Origin of the sequence: Collinsella stercoris DSM 13279, from assembly GCF_020735465.1 — a bacterium.
In the GTDB taxonomy this organism is placed as follows: domain Bacteria; phylum Actinomycetota; class Coriobacteriia; order Coriobacteriales; family Coriobacteriaceae; genus Collinsella; species Collinsella stercoris.
In genome coordinates this window covers 2,199,982-2,214,545 of the sequence record NZ_CP085935.1, presented here as the reverse complement: position 1 = coordinate 2,214,545, position 14,564 = coordinate 2,199,982, and the positions used below count along the sequence as shown (strand labels likewise).

At 63.6% G+C, this 14,564-nt stretch carries 13 protein-coding genes and 1 tRNA gene; 2 read left to right on the top strand and 12 right to left on the bottom strand.

The window, feature by feature from the left end; genetic code table 11:
* The first annotated feature begins 65 nt into the window (after window positions 1-65).
* Window positions 66-152, top strand: a tRNA-Leu gene (locus tag LK434_RS09380).
* A 296-nt stretch (window positions 153-448) separates the two neighbouring features.
* On the opposite strand, the gene LK434_RS09375 is transcribed toward LK434_RS09380, so the two are convergent.
* Both LK434_RS09375 and LK434_RS09370 read right to left on the bottom strand, forming a co-directional pair.
* Window positions 449-1,438: a Ppx/GppA phosphatase family protein gene (locus tag LK434_RS09375; protein WP_006720572.1), complete on the bottom strand. Its 990-nt coding sequence runs from the start codon at window positions 1,436-1,438 to the stop codon at window positions 449-451.
* Window positions 1,439-1,441: 3 nt separating this feature from the next.
* Window positions 1,442-2,653: a septum formation initiator family protein gene (locus LK434_RS09370; protein ID WP_227917735.1), complete on the bottom strand. Its 1,212-nt coding sequence runs from the start codon at window positions 2,651-2,653 to the stop codon at window positions 1,442-1,444.
* A gap of 225 nt (window positions 2,654-2,878) precedes the next feature.
* Here LK434_RS09370 and LK434_RS09365 point away from each other — a divergent pair, with 225 nt between their 5' ends.
* A complete protein-coding gene (locus LK434_RS09365) occupies window positions 2,879-3,310 on the top strand; it encodes a hypothetical protein (protein ID WP_006720569.1) in 432 nt (143 codons plus the stop codon).
* Here the strand turns inward: LK434_RS09365 and mazG are convergent.
* The 10 genes from mazG to LK434_RS09310 form a co-directional block, all read right to left on the bottom strand.
* Window positions 3,297-4,169, bottom strand: coding sequence for a nucleoside triphosphate pyrophosphohydrolase (mazG, locus tag LK434_RS09360; protein ID WP_006720568.1), 873 nt, complete (start codon window positions 4,167-4,169; stop codon window positions 3,297-3,299). The genes LK434_RS09365 and mazG overlap by 14 nt on opposite strands.
* A complete protein-coding gene (gene yfcE / locus LK434_RS09355; protein WP_006720567.1) occupies window positions 4,169-4,738 on the bottom strand; it encodes a phosphodiesterase in 570 nt (189 codons plus the stop codon). Before yfcE ends, mazG begins: the two co-directional genes overlap by 1 nt.
* Window positions 4,739-4,763: 25 nt before the next feature.
* Window positions 4,764-5,981, bottom strand: a complete 1,218-nt coding sequence (locus tag LK434_RS09350; protein WP_006720566.1) for a type II restriction endonuclease — start codon at window positions 5,979-5,981, stop codon at window positions 4,764-4,766.
* A complete protein-coding gene (dcm, locus tag LK434_RS09345) occupies window positions 5,962-7,134 on the bottom strand; it encodes a DNA (cytosine-5-)-methyltransferase (protein ID WP_006720565.1) in 1,173 nt (390 codons plus the stop codon). The genes LK434_RS09350 and dcm overlap by 20 nt, the downstream gene beginning before the upstream one ends.
* Window positions 7,135-7,260: 126 nt before the next feature.
* The gene (gene larC, locus LK434_RS09335; RefSeq protein ID WP_227917734.1) at window positions 7,261-8,838 is read right to left on the bottom strand and encodes a nickel pincer cofactor biosynthesis protein LarC; all 1,578 of its coding nucleotides are present in this window, start codon (window positions 8,836-8,838) and stop codon (window positions 7,261-7,263) included.
* 356 nt (window positions 8,839-9,194) lie between these two features.
* Window positions 9,195-9,965 carry a nickel pincer cofactor biosynthesis protein LarB gene (larB, locus tag LK434_RS09330; RefSeq protein WP_006720563.1) on the bottom strand — a complete coding sequence of 257 codons (771 nt, stop codon included), beginning with the start codon at window positions 9,963-9,965 and terminating at the stop codon, window positions 9,195-9,197.
* A 509-nt stretch (window positions 9,966-10,474) separates the two neighbouring features.
* Window positions 10,475-10,777: a PTS sugar transporter subunit IIB gene (locus tag LK434_RS09325; protein WP_006720561.1), complete on the bottom strand. Its 303-nt coding sequence runs from the start codon at window positions 10,775-10,777 to the stop codon at window positions 10,475-10,477.
* A gap of 95 nt (window positions 10,778-10,872) precedes the next feature.
* A complete protein-coding gene (locus LK434_RS09320) occupies window positions 10,873-12,369 on the bottom strand; it encodes a lactate racemase domain-containing protein (protein ID WP_006720560.1) in 1,497 nt (498 codons plus the stop codon).
* Window positions 12,370-12,437: 68 nt separating this feature from the next.
* A complete protein-coding gene (locus LK434_RS09315; protein WP_006720559.1) occupies window positions 12,438-13,277 on the bottom strand; it encodes a triose-phosphate isomerase in 840 nt (279 codons plus the stop codon).
* A 124-nt stretch (window positions 13,278-13,401) separates the two neighbouring features.
* Window positions 13,402-14,562 (bottom strand): diphosphate--fructose-6-phosphate 1-phosphotransferase, encoded by a 1,161-nt coding sequence (locus LK434_RS09310; RefSeq protein WP_227917733.1) that lies wholly within the window; start codon window positions 14,560-14,562, stop codon window positions 13,402-13,404.
* Window positions 14,563-14,564: the final 2 nt, after the last annotated feature.

Here is a 14,564-nt window from a genome sequence, read left to right as displayed (position 1 = left end):
ACCCGCCAAAACTCAGAAAAAAGTTCTTGAACCTCGCGTTGCCTTTCGTTAGTATAGGAATCCATGCGGGCGTGGCGGAATTGGCAGACGCGTATGGTTCAGGTCCATATGGGGGCAACCCCGTGAAGGTTCAAGTCCTTTCGCCCGCACCATAAGAACTGAGAGGCTCCATCAAGGAGCCTTTTTCATATCAAGATTCCCTTTAACAGCTGGCTCCTTAAAAGCTGGACCATTGAGCAGAACGTGACTTACCGGGCAAAAAGCTCACGGTGCCATTCCGCAATTCCTGAGGCGGCGGCAACCGAGCGCAACGAGTCGATAGCCGCCGATTGCGGCAGCATCCTACACTCCCCAAAACAGAGGCGGCCAACCGCAGCCCCAGGGCTCGCGCCCGCCGTTCCCATATACGTGCCAACATGTGTGCAAGGGAGCCCGTCGCCTTTTGCCCCTACAGAGCGCTGAGGGTCGGGGCCCAACCGATTACGGGCTCGTCCCCGGTCATCGCCTCGCAAATCGTTGCCGCCGCACCGGCAAGCAGGCTGTTTTCGCTCACGGTCAACCGTTCGTACCCGCCGGCGCGCATTAGTTCCCGCACGATCACGGCGCCGGCAAAAATCACCGGTGCGCGCTTGGGCTGAATCCCCGGCAAGTCGGCAATCTGCTCAACGCACAAACCCCGCATCATTTCGATAGCGTCATCGACCTGTTCCGCTGTCAAATCGCGAAGATGCACAAAATGCGAGTCGTATACGGCGAGCTCGTGAACCATGGCAACCAGCGAAGTCACGGTACCGCCCACCGCGATCAGGCGATCGGGACGCGCGGGGAGCTCGCTCCAATATGCCTCAAACTGCGAGGCCATCCATGCAACCGCCGCTTCGATCTCATCTTGCGCCGGGGGTTCTTGGGCAAAGAACCGCTCCGTCACGCGCCGACAACCTATGTTGAGCGATTGAGCGCAATCGAGCGCAAAAGCGCGCTTCCCTTCACTCGGCGCATACGCGCCCACCACGAGCTCAGTCGAACCGCCGCCCGAATCCGCGACGGCGATACGCTCGCCGGGAAAATCGTGCGCCACGCCGTAAAAGGTAAGCCGCGCCTCCACGTTGCCGGAAATGACCTGAGGCTCCAGACCCAAATCGCGCAGACGGACAAGCAGCTCCTCACCATTTGAGACATCGCGCGCGGCGCTCGTCAGCGTCGTGCTCACGCAGGTCGCGCCATACGCGCGGGCCTCGTTCACAAACTCGCCGCACACACGCGTCACGCGCTCAATCGCGCCCGGGGCAAACACGCCAGACGCGTCCACGCCCTCGCCCAGATCGGTGATCACCGTGCGCTTGGTCGAGTTCACCACAACACCGTCGCGAGCCGTCGCGCACAACAAGCGCGACGACACCGTACCCAGGTCAATTGCCGCAAAGCGCGCTTCCCCCATGTCCTACTCTCCCGTCGAAACAACCGCCATGCCGTTGACACCGTCAAAGAAAAAGAGCGCGTCGAGCACCTTCCAGTACCAAGCGGAGTTTTCAAGCACCGCCCGCTCCGCCGCCTCAACCTCCGCCGAGGTAACTGGCGTGTCGCCCGAGCTGACATCTGTTGTATCGGAGCCGGTCTTGCTCTTATCTGCGGCGTCTTCGCCCTTGAGCGTGCCCGCGTTGTCCTTGGACGCCGCGCCGTTCGCCGTCGAGGGATCCTGCGCGTCACCGCCGTCGCCGTCCGCCGCAGCATCCTCACCGTCCTGGTCGTTCACATCAACCACCACGGGGTTGCCGTCCTCGTCCAGGCCCTCCACGGTGATGGTCTGCTCTCCGGGCATGACCATGCCGTAGTCCCTGCGCGCCGCGTCCTCGATGCCCTCTTGGGAAAGCAGGCTCTCGACCTCCTTGCCCAGCGAATCGTTGTATTTCTCGCGAATGGCCTTTTGCTCCTGCAAGATCGCCTCGGTGCGGTGCGCGATGTAGAAATCGCGAACGGGCATGTAGATGCCCACGCCCACCAGCAGCGCCACGATCAGATAGAAGAAGTGCCGACGGGGCCCCGTGGTGAGGTCGTACAGCCAGTTCACAACGCGGTTGTCCGTCGCGTATTTCATCGAGGCGCGCTGCGTTTCGCGAGCTGAGCCCGATGCCGAAGCGGGACGCCGTGCACCCCGCGCAGAATCCGCCGCACCACGTGCCAGGCTGGTCGCACCAGCACGCGCTTCCGTCGTGTTTTGCGAGGACGCGCGCGAGCCGCGACGAGAAGCGGTCGCGCGGCGAGACGGCGTCCGCTCGGAGCCATGGGCCTTGTGCCTGCGCGTCTCACGACGCTCCTGTTTTTCGCGGGCGGCGACATCGCTGCCGCGCGCCGAGCGCCGCGTGGGCTTTGAAGAAGAGGATCCTTGCGCGGGCGCTTCCTTTTGAGGGGCCGATTTTCCGGCGACCGATTTCCCGGCGACCGCCGAGTTGGACGCCGGGGCAGACGTCGCGCCAAACGCCGGGGCAGATGCCGCCGGGGTCGCGACGTGTTGAGCGCCGCCCCTCGACGCCGCGACCTTTGTGGCGGCGCGCACCGCCACGGCCTGCGCGGCGGCGGAAAGATCGCCCGTCTTGCCGGGATCGCCGCCTGCAACAGGGGCAGTGCGCTCGTGGTTGTTCTGAGAGTTCGTCATAGGCGCCTTGTGCGGTTGAGGGTGTATGTGCGCTTTGATGCCACCCATTATGGCATGGCGCCCGCACGCATGTGTGCAGGCTTTGCGCGCTCCCAGGCCCTTGAGGGCACCGCACTTGCAATCCGCACGCAAAGTGTCAGTATTTCACTGTCAAATTTCACGAACCCTCACGGGCGGATAGCGGTACGGTACCGCGTCCCGCCCGTCTCACTTTGGGAGGTCCCCATGTCCCTGTTCTCCGTTAGCAAACGCACCCTGCTGCTCATCGCAAGCTTCGTCTGGCTCGCCGCCGGCGTCAACATCGCGCGTATCGGCCTCGAGGCGTACGCCAACGGCCACCTCAGCATCCTGAACGTCGCGCTCAGTGTCGCGGTCGGCGCCGTGTTCTGGATGTTCGTGTTCGGCAAGCTCGTGGTCAAGCACACGGCGCGCATCAGCTCGTATGCCGATGAGCGCCATTTCTTCCTCAAGTTCTTCGACATCCCGGCATTCGTCATCATGGCCGTCATGATGACGGGCGGCATCGCCATTCGCTCGCTCGGGCTCGCGCCCGAGGTGTTCATCGCCGTGTTCTACACCGGCTTGGGCACGGCGCTCACCTGCGCGGGCATTCGATTTGGCGTCAACTGGCTGCGCTTTGAGGTCACGCCTGCTTAACGCGATCCCACAGTTCGTTGAGCTCCTCTGTCGAGAAGTCCTCGATGCGGCGGCCCCGCCTATAGGCGGCGTCCTCCATGGCAGACCAGCGGGCGCGGAACTTCGCCGTGCTCGCCCGCAGCGCGCTCTCGGCGTCGACGCCCTCGCGGCGCGCCACATTCACCAAGGCGAAGAGCATATCGCCGAACTCGAGCTCGCGGGCCTCGCTACCGGCGGGCTCCGCCTCGAACTCCGCGCGCTCCTCGGCGACCTTGTCCCACACGTCGGCGGTCGTCTCCCACTCGAACCCCACGGCAGCAGCCTTGCGCGACACCTTTTGCGCCTGCATGAGCGCGGGCAACGCACGGGGAACACCATCGAGCAGCCCCTCGGGGCGCTCGCCGGACTCCACAGCGCCCTCGTCCTTGGCACCCTTCTCGGCAAGCTTCACGCTGTCCCAGATCGCCAGCACGTCGTCTGCCGAACTCGCCTGCGCCGCCGTCGAGCCGAACACGTGCGGATGACGGCGAACGAGCTTTTCGTTGATGTCCCGTGCGATGTCGGCCATGGTGAAGGCACCCGCATCGGCAGCGATCTGGGCATGGAGCACCACCTGCATGAGCACGTCACCCAGTTCCTCGCGCAAATGGGCGGCGTCGTCCGCCTCGATGCAATCGACCGCCTCGTAGGCCTCCTCGATCATGTTCTTGGCAATGGAGGCGTGGGTCTGCTTACGATCCCACGGGCAGCCGTCGGGCTGACGCAGCCGCCAGATGGTCTCGACGAGCTGCTGCATCTCGTCGCGCGCGTCCACCAGCGTCGACGTGTCGCGCGTGATCCCCGCCAGGCTCCCCGCGCCCGTCTCTTTCCACTCTGCCATTACCGCTCCTCCAAAACCACGTGCCTGAACGCCTGTTCAACCGGCAAGCCGCTCTCGTAGATACCGTAGCTGTGCGTGCCGTCCTTGGGGATGGACACGCTGCCCGGGTTGAACAGCCACAGGCCGGGATGCCCTGCGCTTTCTTGGTTCACCTTGATGTGCGTGTGGCCGTACACGAGCGCCGCGCCTTGCGGCAACGCCGGCACGTTGTCCACGCTGTTGTGCAGACCCGCGCCAAATACGTGCCCGTGCGTAAAGAACAACGTGCGCCCATGGTCGTCCACCAGCATCGAGCTGTCCGCCATGCAGGGCACGTCGAGCACCATCTGGTCGACTTCCGCCTCGCAATTGCCGCGCACCGCCGTCAAGCGGCCCGTCGCCGCCAAGTCGTTGAGCAGCGGAATCACGCGCTTGGGCGCATAGTCGCGCGGCAGGTCGTTGCGCGGGCCGTGATACAGCAGGTCCCCCAACAGCACCACGCGATCGGGCCGTTCGGCATCGATTGCCTCGATGAGCCGCTCCGCCCAATAGGCCGAGCCGTGAATGTCCGAGGCGATGAGGATCTTCATGAGCGTCCTTTCTGAAGGCTATCTCTTAGTCCAGCTCGCTTTGCCGCTCTTCAACCATGGAGCAGAAGGAGGCAACATCCATCAACCATTCCTGCTGAGAGGTGGTGTAGGTGGCAAATAACTCGTGGGGCACAACAAGCTGGAGGCTACTGGCTCGCATGGCATTCGTATAATCCACGCTCACTGCAGGCTCAAGAGTAATGAGATGCTTATGCGCTATACGATTGGCCTCCTCAAGAACCTGTCTCCAGCGCTCTTTGATGGTTGTTTTCGCGCCGAGCATCGTAAGGCAATCTGGCGGAAATGCATCGTCTCGATAACACTCAATGGAGGGAAAGATGAAATCCGGTTTTGACTTACCCTCCGTATACGGCTGCGATGAATATCGGATACCCCGTCCTTTGAACAGAAACTCAAGTTGATGCTCAAATGCCGTGCCCGCACGCGACTTCCTGCGCTGGAACGTCGACATGGTGGTCTTGAGGATGCCGTCGACGTCAAGAACCCCATTTAAGTAAGGAGCCAAATCCCTCTCAAGCAAATGACGCTCAAACACTTTGAAGAGCATTTCCTCACGCTCGTAACATGCCAAGAGGCTGCGATCGGGGTTGCCCCTCCAGTCAAGATCGTCCAGAGTGGATACGGAGTACTCCGTGAAATCAATGCCCCGCGGGAACGCACCGCCAAACCTCTCGACCATATCTTCTAGATAGGCGTCGGCGCTTAGCGGCACACGTGTCTCGATGCCGATCATCGCCAAGATACGGGAGGCGACTGCACCAATTCTATTCCGTTCGCCCTTAGACACTGCATAGCCCGAGCGATCGGGCTCCCCAAAGCCGAACAGCCACCTCAACTGAGATTCGATGTTCGACCCCCTCTTCGCAAACAGGATAAGCAAACCCAGATCATCCGAGTTGGCAAGCACCATGAGGTCCCCGGCCGATGCGAGTCGTATCGCAGCGTTGTCTTTGTAGTAGAGGCGGTACTCAGTGCGGGTAGGGTGACTGCGGCGCGCATCGTACCAAGTCACCGTACCGTCGCACATTTCGGGCTCCGCGTCATCGCACATGTAAGCGAACGTGGTGCAGATGTCGCGAATATCATCATCGCCAAACAACGACCTCAAGGGCCGGGTGCCGTTAAATTCATGCTGGTTGCTTTTACTTGCATCGATGTCGACGTCTGCAAGCGTCTTGGCCACAGCGCCGTCAAAATAACTGCTAAGCGCCCCGTAATCCATCCTGACACGCCTCCATCATAAGCTTGGCCACCGAGCGAATGACAGGGACCGTCACGGAATTGCCGAACTGGCGGTAGGCCTGGGTGTCGGAGACCGGAATAATGAATTGATCGGGAAACCCTTGCAGTCGCGCGCATTCCCTTGGAGTCAGCTTGCGGGGATTCAGCCCCTCGCCACGCGAAACGAGGATCTCACTTCCGTCCTTATGATAACGCGCGGAGAGCGTCCTCGTAGTATCCGAAGGGGTTATGAGACCGTAGCCGAATCCGTTTCCAGCCGCTTCGTGCTTGGCTTTGTAGGCTTTAAGATACGACCACAGCTTATCGGAGAGAACATATCGATCATCGACGTCCGTCTCTAAGATCTCCGCAGCCTTCTGCCCATTCTGCGGGCAATCGAGATCGTCCCATGAGAAATCAACGTCGTCTCGAAAGCCAACGATGTAAATGCGCTCGCGGTGCTGACAAGTCCAGCCTTTGGAATCCAAGACCTTGTAGTGGACGTGATATCCGAGCTCATCCTGTAAAACCTGCATTATGACATCAAATGTGTTGCCACGGTCGTGACTGACCAAGTTCTTTACGTTCTCGAGCAGGAACGCCTTTGGGCGTTTTTCGTTCAAGATGCGAGCGACCTCGAAGAAAAGGGTGCCTTGCGTTTTGTCTTCGAAACCCGTGGCACGACCAAGGGATCGCTTTTTAGACACTCCCGCCAACGAAAACGGCTGGCACGGAAAACCCGCCAGCAGAACGTCAAAGTCAGGAATGTCAGATGCAGCCACCTCACGGATATCGCCCGCGGGAGTTTCCCCATAGTTCATGCGATAGGTCTTTTGCGCAAATTTGTCCCACTCGCAAGAAAAGACGCACTCGCCACCGAGCTCTTGGAACGGCATACGAATCCCACCAATTCCTGCGAACAGGTCTATGAAGGTAAAGGCGGGCTCCCTTTCCTCATTGGGCTCAAAGGGCGCGTGATGCCCAAGGGTAGAGATGTACTTTGATTCAGCGGCAGTAGGCTTCGTCTCACCCGCCTCCCAACGACGCACCGTGCGCTCGCCGTTGGAGCCCATGCCCAAAGCGGCGGCAAACTCCTTCTGAGTTAAGCCAAGCTCTTGCCGCTTCGCCTTGACCTCACCTGATGACAACTGCATAACAAACCTTCTGGATAACCGATAGGACAATGTGTCCTCATTTTGACACAGGAGTTCATAATATGAGCGAAAGACATCCCGCGACCCAGAAAATGAACGTGAGAACTCGTCTTTCTTTTTAATCGATTATCCATTTTGTCCGGACACGGCTCCACGCGCGGCAGCCATGACCTCGCGCAAGGGGGCACCAAACGCGCGCGCGGCGGCGCGGCAATCCTCGAACTCGGGGGCGACGCGCACCGAGCCATCGGGAAGCTCTGCCACCTTGCAGCGGATGGAGCCGTATGGAGTCTCGACCGTTAGACGACGGCGCCTGAGCACCGTGCGCTCCATGGGAACGCGGCGGATACCCAGCGTTGGCGTTTCGCGGAAGATGACGGACTCCATACGCGCTACGTCCTCGGGCACGCAGATGACCTGCAGTTGATAGGCCGGGCGTCCCTTTTTGGTAAAGATGGGCAGCCAGTGGACCTCGCGGGCACCGGCCTCGCGCAACAGCTCGGCAACGTAGCCCAGTTCCTCCCCCGTCGCGTCATCGATGTCGCACTCGAGCTTCACGACTGATGTGGGCGCGGTGAGCTCGTGGGAGTGCGGGGCGGCGGGACGGCGGAGCGGGACGCGATCGTCCTCGCGCTCACCGAGCGTCGCACGCCCGGGGTCGCCTTCCGCGCCCCCAGACGTGGCACAGGGCTGGGGCTTCGTGCCCGTACTGCCGTTAATCGGCTCGACAATCAATGCGCGTAGAATGGACGGACGGCTGTACGAGCGCTTGCCGGCACCCAGGCCAACACGGCGCACGACAGAGCGCTCCGGGAGGTCAAAGCCAGTCACGACCGCCGCCGCCAGCGCGGCGCCCGTGGGTGTGACGAGCTCGCCTTCCACATCGCAGATGCCGAGCGGCAGGCCGTTCTCCCGACAGATGTTGAGCGTCGCCGGGACCGGGACCGGAATGATGCCGTGCTGGCAGCGCACGGTTCCATGGCCGTCGACGAGCTGAGGGACGATCACGCGCTCGATGTGCAGATAGTCGAAGAGCACGGCCGCCGAAATGATGTCGACGATGGAGTCGACGGCACCCACCTCGTGGAAATGCACCTGGTCGATCGTGGTGCCATGGGCCGCCGCCTCGGCAGACGCGAGGATGCGGAACGCTCGCAGGGCAATCGCGCGTGCGGCGGGCGTCATGGATGCTGCGGCGATCAGCGCCTCGACCTCGGCAAGCCCGCGGTGCTCGTGGGCGTGCTCGTGGGCGTGCTCGTGGGCGTGCTCGTGGGCGTGCTCGTGGGCGTGCTCGTGGGCGTGCTCGTGGGCGTGCTCGTGGGCGTGCTCGTGGAGCGCATGGTCGCATGCCGAACGGGCGGCAAGTGCTCCCCCGCCGCCTCCGTGCAGATATTCCATATCGTGATCATGGTTCTCGTGTGCCGCGTCGAGCATCACGTTGAAGTCGCGGCAAGCGATGCCGGCCTTGTACACGCGGCTCACCTCAACCGCGAACCCCTCGACCGGCAGACTCGCCAAGACCTCGCGCACGGCGCGCTCCGCCCCCGCGGGATCTTCCGCCACGTCAATCAAAGCGGCGACGAGCATATCCCCCGCAATGCCCGACTGACAGTCCAGCCAAAGCGTCGTACCTATGGAGGCACCTCCATCGCATGCGGAGGAGCCTCCATCGCGCTCCCCGTCCGGCTGCCCATCGGCGACCACGCGATGCCCCTTTCCGCGAGAGTTAACTTTCGCGGCATTTTTTTCGGCATTTCCGCCGTTTTTCGCCCTGAGAGTTAACTCTCGATGCGCCGGCATCCCACCGCGCGCATCATGGGGCGTCTCCCCCATCGCATTCCGGATGGCGCCCCCGACGGCGCGCACGGCAACCTCTCCGACGCCGCTCACAGCACCGCTCACGAGAGCCTCCCCGGCACCGCTCCGGGTGTCTTCCGCGGCAGCGCGTACGGCGTCCTCCCCAGCACCGCTCACAGCGTCCTCCCCAGCACCATTCCGGACGGCGTCCCCGACAGCGCCCATAACGGCCTCCCGGTCCCGCATCGTTCCCTGCGCCATACCTATGCCTCCTTGCCGGGAAGATGATTAATGAGCGACGCCTGGAACGCCGCCCCAAACCCATTGTCGATGTTCACGACCGAAACGCCGCTCGCGCAGCTGTTGAGCATCGCGAGCAGGGCCGTCACGCCCCCAAAGCTCGCCCCGTACCCCACGCTCGTGGGCACGGCGATCACCGGGCACGACGCCAAGCCGGCAACCACGCTGGCCAGCGCCCCCTCCATGCCGGCCACCGCCACGATCACGCGGGCGCGTTGGATGTCGTCAAGGTGCCCCAAAAGCCGATGGATGCCCGCGACGCCCACGTCGGTCAGGCGCTGGACTCGATTGCCCAAAAACTCCGCGGTCTGCGCCGCCTCCTCGGCCACCGGCATATCGCTCGTGCCCGCGCAGACAACCAGCACCGTGCCGCAGCCGTCGGGCTCGGGCACGCCTCCCACCACGCCCAGGCGCGACACCTCGTCAAACGCCAGGTCAATCCCACGTGCACGCACCTGCGCAGCCTTGGCCGCATCGAGACGCGTCACGAGCACGCGCTCCTGGCCGGCACCGAGCAACGCACGCACGATCCCCGCGATCTGCTCAGCGGTCTTGCCCGCGCCATACACCACCTCGGGGACGCCGGTGCGCGCGGCGCGGTCCATATCGAGCTGGGCAAACCCCACGTCGCACACGGACGCCGAACGAACGCGGTCGACAAGCTCGCTCGGACGCATCTCGCCTGCGGCGACACGTTGCGCGAGCGCGCGAACTTCCTGCTCATCCACGGGCATCCCCTTCCAATCGACGCGCCGGCTCGACGCGCATTTCCCCGCGCAATCATATCCCTAGAGCGCGCTCAAGCCGCAAGCCCATTCGGCATTCCAAGCAGCCCTTGCACGACGCGACGCGGCCCAAGAGAGCAAGAGCCCCCTTGCCGCACCGGAGCCTCCTTGCCGCAACGGCAGCAAGGGCTTGCAACGCCCCCGCATACGGCCCCTCTCATACGGCACCCGTTCGCACGCAACCCATCCGTCTGCGCGCGTTCACGCCGCAAGATCGTTTCCCCACCGCTCATCCGGCCATACGCCCTCGCACAACGGCGCCCCGCCGCCCTGCGCATCGCAGCAAGACGACGGGGCGCCACATGCTCAGCACGTCATGGTGTCAAGCACCGCCACCGGCGCAAGCGCATCACCCATCAAAGCAGTCAAATGCCCCCATACGGGCGAACGCCCCGCAAATTTGAGCGGAAAACGAGCCCCGCACGCTCACAGCCGGCGGCCCTTCCAGCCCAGGCACATTACAGGCCCAGAGCCTCCTTGATCTGGGCAACCACCGCGTCGGCGTCCATGGCGGCGAAGGCGTTGAAGTCGATCACCTCGACGCGCTTGTCGGGGAACAGCGCGCGCACGAGCTCGGCCTCGAACTGGACCTGAGGGGTCAGCAGAATCAGCTCCGAATCCACGCCCTGCTCCTTGGCCTGGGCAACCGACCACGCGTTCACGCGCACGGGCGCATTCTGCTCGTCTAGAGCCTCCTGAACCTTCACGGCAAAGATATGCGTGGAGGTGCCGGCGGCACACAGCATCGTCACGTTCTTCATGGCATGTCCTTTCACGGTTTCGCCCACACGGGCGCGCGCTGCGCCTCTTCTCCAGTCGAAAAGGCGCAGCGCTCACATCATAGCAAGGTCAAACGCTAGCAGCCGCAGGGGTGGGACGGCGCATCGTCGCGGAAGTGGGAGTTCTGAGAGGGATCCTTCATGCACAGATGCGGCACGGCGCTCACGTACGCACCGGGCAGCGCCAGGATATTCGGGTTGCCGTCCGTGTACTTGCGGGTGGCGTCGGCGATCGCCTCCTCGAACGTCGGACGGGTCTTGAGGCCCATCGTGCGGGCGATGCCCGGCTGCTGCGCACCCACGATATACGTCGCAGAAAGGTACTTCTCGGCCAGATTGCCACAGCTCATCATGCTAAAGCCGTGGAACGGGTGGAACGCGCCGGCAAAACGGTACTTGCGGATGTACTCCTCGTTGGTGGCAAAGTACTCGCCGTACTTGATCATGTCGTCGAGGGTGTTCATCTTGTCGGTCTGCCACAGCTCCCACTGCTCGCGCAGGTACGGCCAGCGCTCGTCGTGGAACCAACCGTTGCAGTAGCTCGCGATCACGAACACGCAGTGGTCGGACAGGATGCGCTTGTGGCGAATCACCTGCGCGGAGACCGCCTGCATCATCTGGATGGGGTTCGTGCCCATGCCGTCGCCGTAGTGGAACTTGGTGGGCATGCCCATGACCACGATGTCGTATTTCTTCTCGGCCCAGTGCACATACGTGCGCTTGTCCGCGGTCTTCCACGCAATGGGCTGCATCTCGGCGGCATAGCCGGAGTTGATCTCGATCTGGCGGCTCCAGGTGTCGAGCACGGCGTCGCAGCAGAAGAACTTCTTGCCCATCTTCTGCTCCATGAACATGCCCTGCTGGTCAAACTTGCTGCGCATGAGGCTCGAAGTGGAAACCGGCACAAAGTCGGGGCGGCTCATCACGCGCGGCACGTGATGCGCGCTGATGGAGCGCCAGTGCGTGATGCCCGTGGCGCAGTGCTTGTAGCCGCCCGAGTAGCCGCCATACGGATTGCCCTGCGTATGGCCGATGAGGATGGCGATGTCGGCGTCGTAGACGTACTTGTTCATGATCACGTGATCGCCCTGGGGCGTAAAGCCCAGGTCGACCAGGTGCTCGTAGTCCTCGGAGTCGTGGCTCGTGATCTGGCCGCTGTCGTAGAACTCGCCGAACAGCTCGTCGCCCAGAATCTGACGGGCCTCCTCAACGCTCGTGCGGGGATGCAGGCCGTTGGAGAACAGCAACAGCACGTCATCGTGCGAGACGCCGTTGGCGAACAGCTCGTCCAGGCACACGCGAATCGACACGCGACGGTGCGAGGTGGGCTGCGTGCCGCCCTTTACGATGTCGGGGATGATGATGACCACCTTGGCGCCGGGATGCGCAAGGTCGGCCAGGGGCTCCATGCCAATAGGGTTGCGCACGCTCTCGAGCGTGGCGGCATACAGGGAGTCCCAATCCTGCGGGAGGCACTCGGGGTCCTTGACCGTCTCGCCCGTGATGAACACATCGGTGCTGTCGGGCAAGTCGGCGGCCATCTTGCCGGTGCCATATTCGAATTCGAGTTTCATGAGCTGTTCCTTTCGCTAAACGTAGATGTTATCCGGCCCCGAATGCTGCGCCCGTGGCCCGCACGCTCCTACGCGTTGAGATACAAATCGACGATCTGGGCGTACTCATCCGGGTAAAAGCCGATCTCGCCGCTAAACCGCGTGAGCGCGATCAAGCCGCCGTCGATCTCGGGAATACCGGCGAGCATCTCCGCGTTGTCCGCCTTGAGGCCGCCGCCGTACACGACATCCACCCCGGGAACCACGGACTTGACCAGGCGCGCCACCTTTTGGATGTACGGGGCGTCCGCGGGCGTCTTGCCCGGCCCGATGCTCCACACGGGCTCGTAGGCGATGCGCACGTTCGCGAGGTCGGCGCCCTCGAGGCCCGCGGTCACCTGCGCGGTGAGGACCTCCTCCCAACGCTCGACCTCCTCGCTGCGCTCACCCATGCAAAAGAGCACCTTGAGCCCCGCCGCCTGCGCGGCAAGAACTTCGCGCGCAAGCACACGGTTGACGGCGCGCTCGACGTCCTCGGGGGCGGCGCCGGCCTCGCTCATCACGGCGCGGAGGTTCATGCGCTCCTCGCAGTGGCCGATGAGCGCCCAACCGCATCCCAGCTGGGCCACGGCGTTGCCCGTGCGCAGGGACGTGAAGGCGCCAAAGTTGCCGCCCACCGCCGTGTCGGTGCCATGGACGCCCTGGCAACCCACACCAAGCGGAGACTGCCCCGCGCCGCGGACCGCGCCGATCAGATGAGCCTCGGGCAAAAACGCAGCGAACTCCGCGATGTCCGCGTAGCGCTCGGCGACCTGCTTGATGGAGGAGGTCACCGCCTCGCCCCACGCACTCGGCTCGGCAAGGCGGTTGACGCCGCCGAGCTCCGGCGTGATGTCGAAGCGCTTGAGGTTTAAGAAGATGTGCTTCATGGTTGATACCTTTCAGAATCTACGCACCTTTACGGGGCAAACGGCGGTCGACGGGAACCGAACGTCACGGGCGGCCGCGGCGTTCGGACCCGGTGGGCAATCCAACGCGCGCGGCGAGCCCTCCCTACAGGAAGCTCACGAACTGCGGCAGGTCGCCCACAAGCGGGGCCGCCCAGTCCTTGAACGCCTGGGTCACGCCGTTGCCCGCCTCGTTGATGAACTCGTCGGGTAGCAGGCGCTCGATCAGGCGCACGCGTTCCACGTCGATGAGGTCGGTGGCGACCGCGTACTCCTCCCCGGACACACGCTTGATGCCCACCATCACGCCGGTCGCCCCGTCGAGCGCGGCGCGCACTGCGGCGCGGCCGACCTCCTCGGCCTCGTCCACATCGCGCTCGCTGCGCAGCGTCATCGACGCGCGGCCGAGCAGGCCCGGCTTTTCCGAGCGCGCCTTGTAGCCCAAGCGCGCCACGATGAGATTCGCCAGGTGCGAGGACACGTCGCCAAAGTAGGTCTCGCGCTCGACCTCCATGATCGGGTCGACGATCGGGTTGCCCTCGGCGTCGTGCAGGCCCTCGCTCGCAACGACCACGCCGCCGCCCTTCTCCTCGATCAGGCGCTTGCAGTCGGCCAAGAAGGCCTCCTCGTCAAACGCGCGCTCGGGGACGTAGATAAGGTCGGGCCCGCCCTGGCCGCACTGCTCGGCAAGGGCGGTCGCCGCGGCGACCCAGCCGGCGCTACGGCCCATGACCTCGACGACCACGATATGGATCGGCATGCTGTGCACGTCGCAGCACACCTCGCCCACGCTCTGCGCGGCATAGCGCGCGGCGCTGCCGTAACCGGGGGCGTGGTCGATCTCGGCGATGTCGTTGTCCATGGTCTTGGGCACGCCGATCACCTGGATGTCCGCACCGGCCTCGCGGCACGCCTCCTGCAGCAGCGCGCAGGTGTTCATGGTCCCGTTGCCGCCCGTGAGCATCACCACGTCGATGCCGTTCTTCACGAGCACCTCGACCATCTGGGGGTAATGCCCGCCCAGCGCATCGCGACCCGTGCCGATGGCCGACCCGGGCGCGTCACGCAACCCCGCAAGCACGTCGTCGTCAATCTCATCGAGCGCGATGTACGTTCCGCTCAGCATGCCCGCGGGGCCGCCGTGCGAACCGTACACGTGCACAAAGGCGCCCGAGCGCTTGGCCTCGTCGACGATGCCGTACAACGATGCGTTGATGACGGCGGTCGGGCCGCCGCCGTGCATCACCAACAGGTTCTTTCCCGCCACGG

Bases quoted from the DNA above. Each gene is read 5' to 3' on its own strand.
- LK434_RS09375 (WP_006720572.1), bottom strand. From the start codon at position 1,438: ATGGGGGAAGCGCGCTTTGCGGCAATTGACCTGGGTACGGTGTCGTCG.
- LK434_RS09370 (WP_227917735.1), bottom strand. From the start codon at position 2,653: ATGACGAACTCTCAGAACAACCACGAGCGCACTGCCCCTGTTGCAGGC.
- LK434_RS09365 (WP_006720569.1), top strand. From the start codon at position 2,879: ATGTCCCTGTTCTCCGTTAGCAAACGCACCCTGCTGCTCATCGCAAGC.
- mazG (WP_006720568.1), bottom strand. From the start codon at position 4,169: ATGGCAGAGTGGAAAGAGACGGGCGCGGGGAGCCTGGCGGGGATCACG.
- yfcE (WP_006720567.1), bottom strand. From the start codon at position 4,738: ATGAAGATCCTCATCGCCTCGGACATTCACGGCTCGGCCTATTGGGCG.
- LK434_RS09350 (WP_006720566.1), bottom strand. From the start codon at position 5,981: ATGGATTACGGGGCGCTTAGCAGTTATTTTGACGGCGCTGTGGCCAAG.
- dcm (WP_006720565.1), bottom strand. From the start codon at position 7,134: ATGCAGTTGTCATCAGGTGAGGTCAAGGCGAAGCGGCAAGAGCTTGGC.
- larB (WP_006720563.1), bottom strand. From the start codon at position 9,965: ATGCCCGTGGATGAGCAGGAAGTTCGCGCGCTCGCGCAACGTGTCGCC.
- LK434_RS09325 (WP_006720561.1), bottom strand. From the start codon at position 10,777: ATGAAGAACGTGACGATGCTGTGTGCCGCCGGCACCTCCACGCATATC.
- LK434_RS09320 (WP_006720560.1), bottom strand. From the start codon at position 12,369: ATGAAACTCGAATTCGAATATGGCACCGGCAAGATGGCCGCCGACTTG.
- LK434_RS09315 (WP_006720559.1), bottom strand. From the start codon at position 13,277: ATGAAGCACATCTTCTTAAACCTCAAGCGCTTCGACATCACGCCGGAG.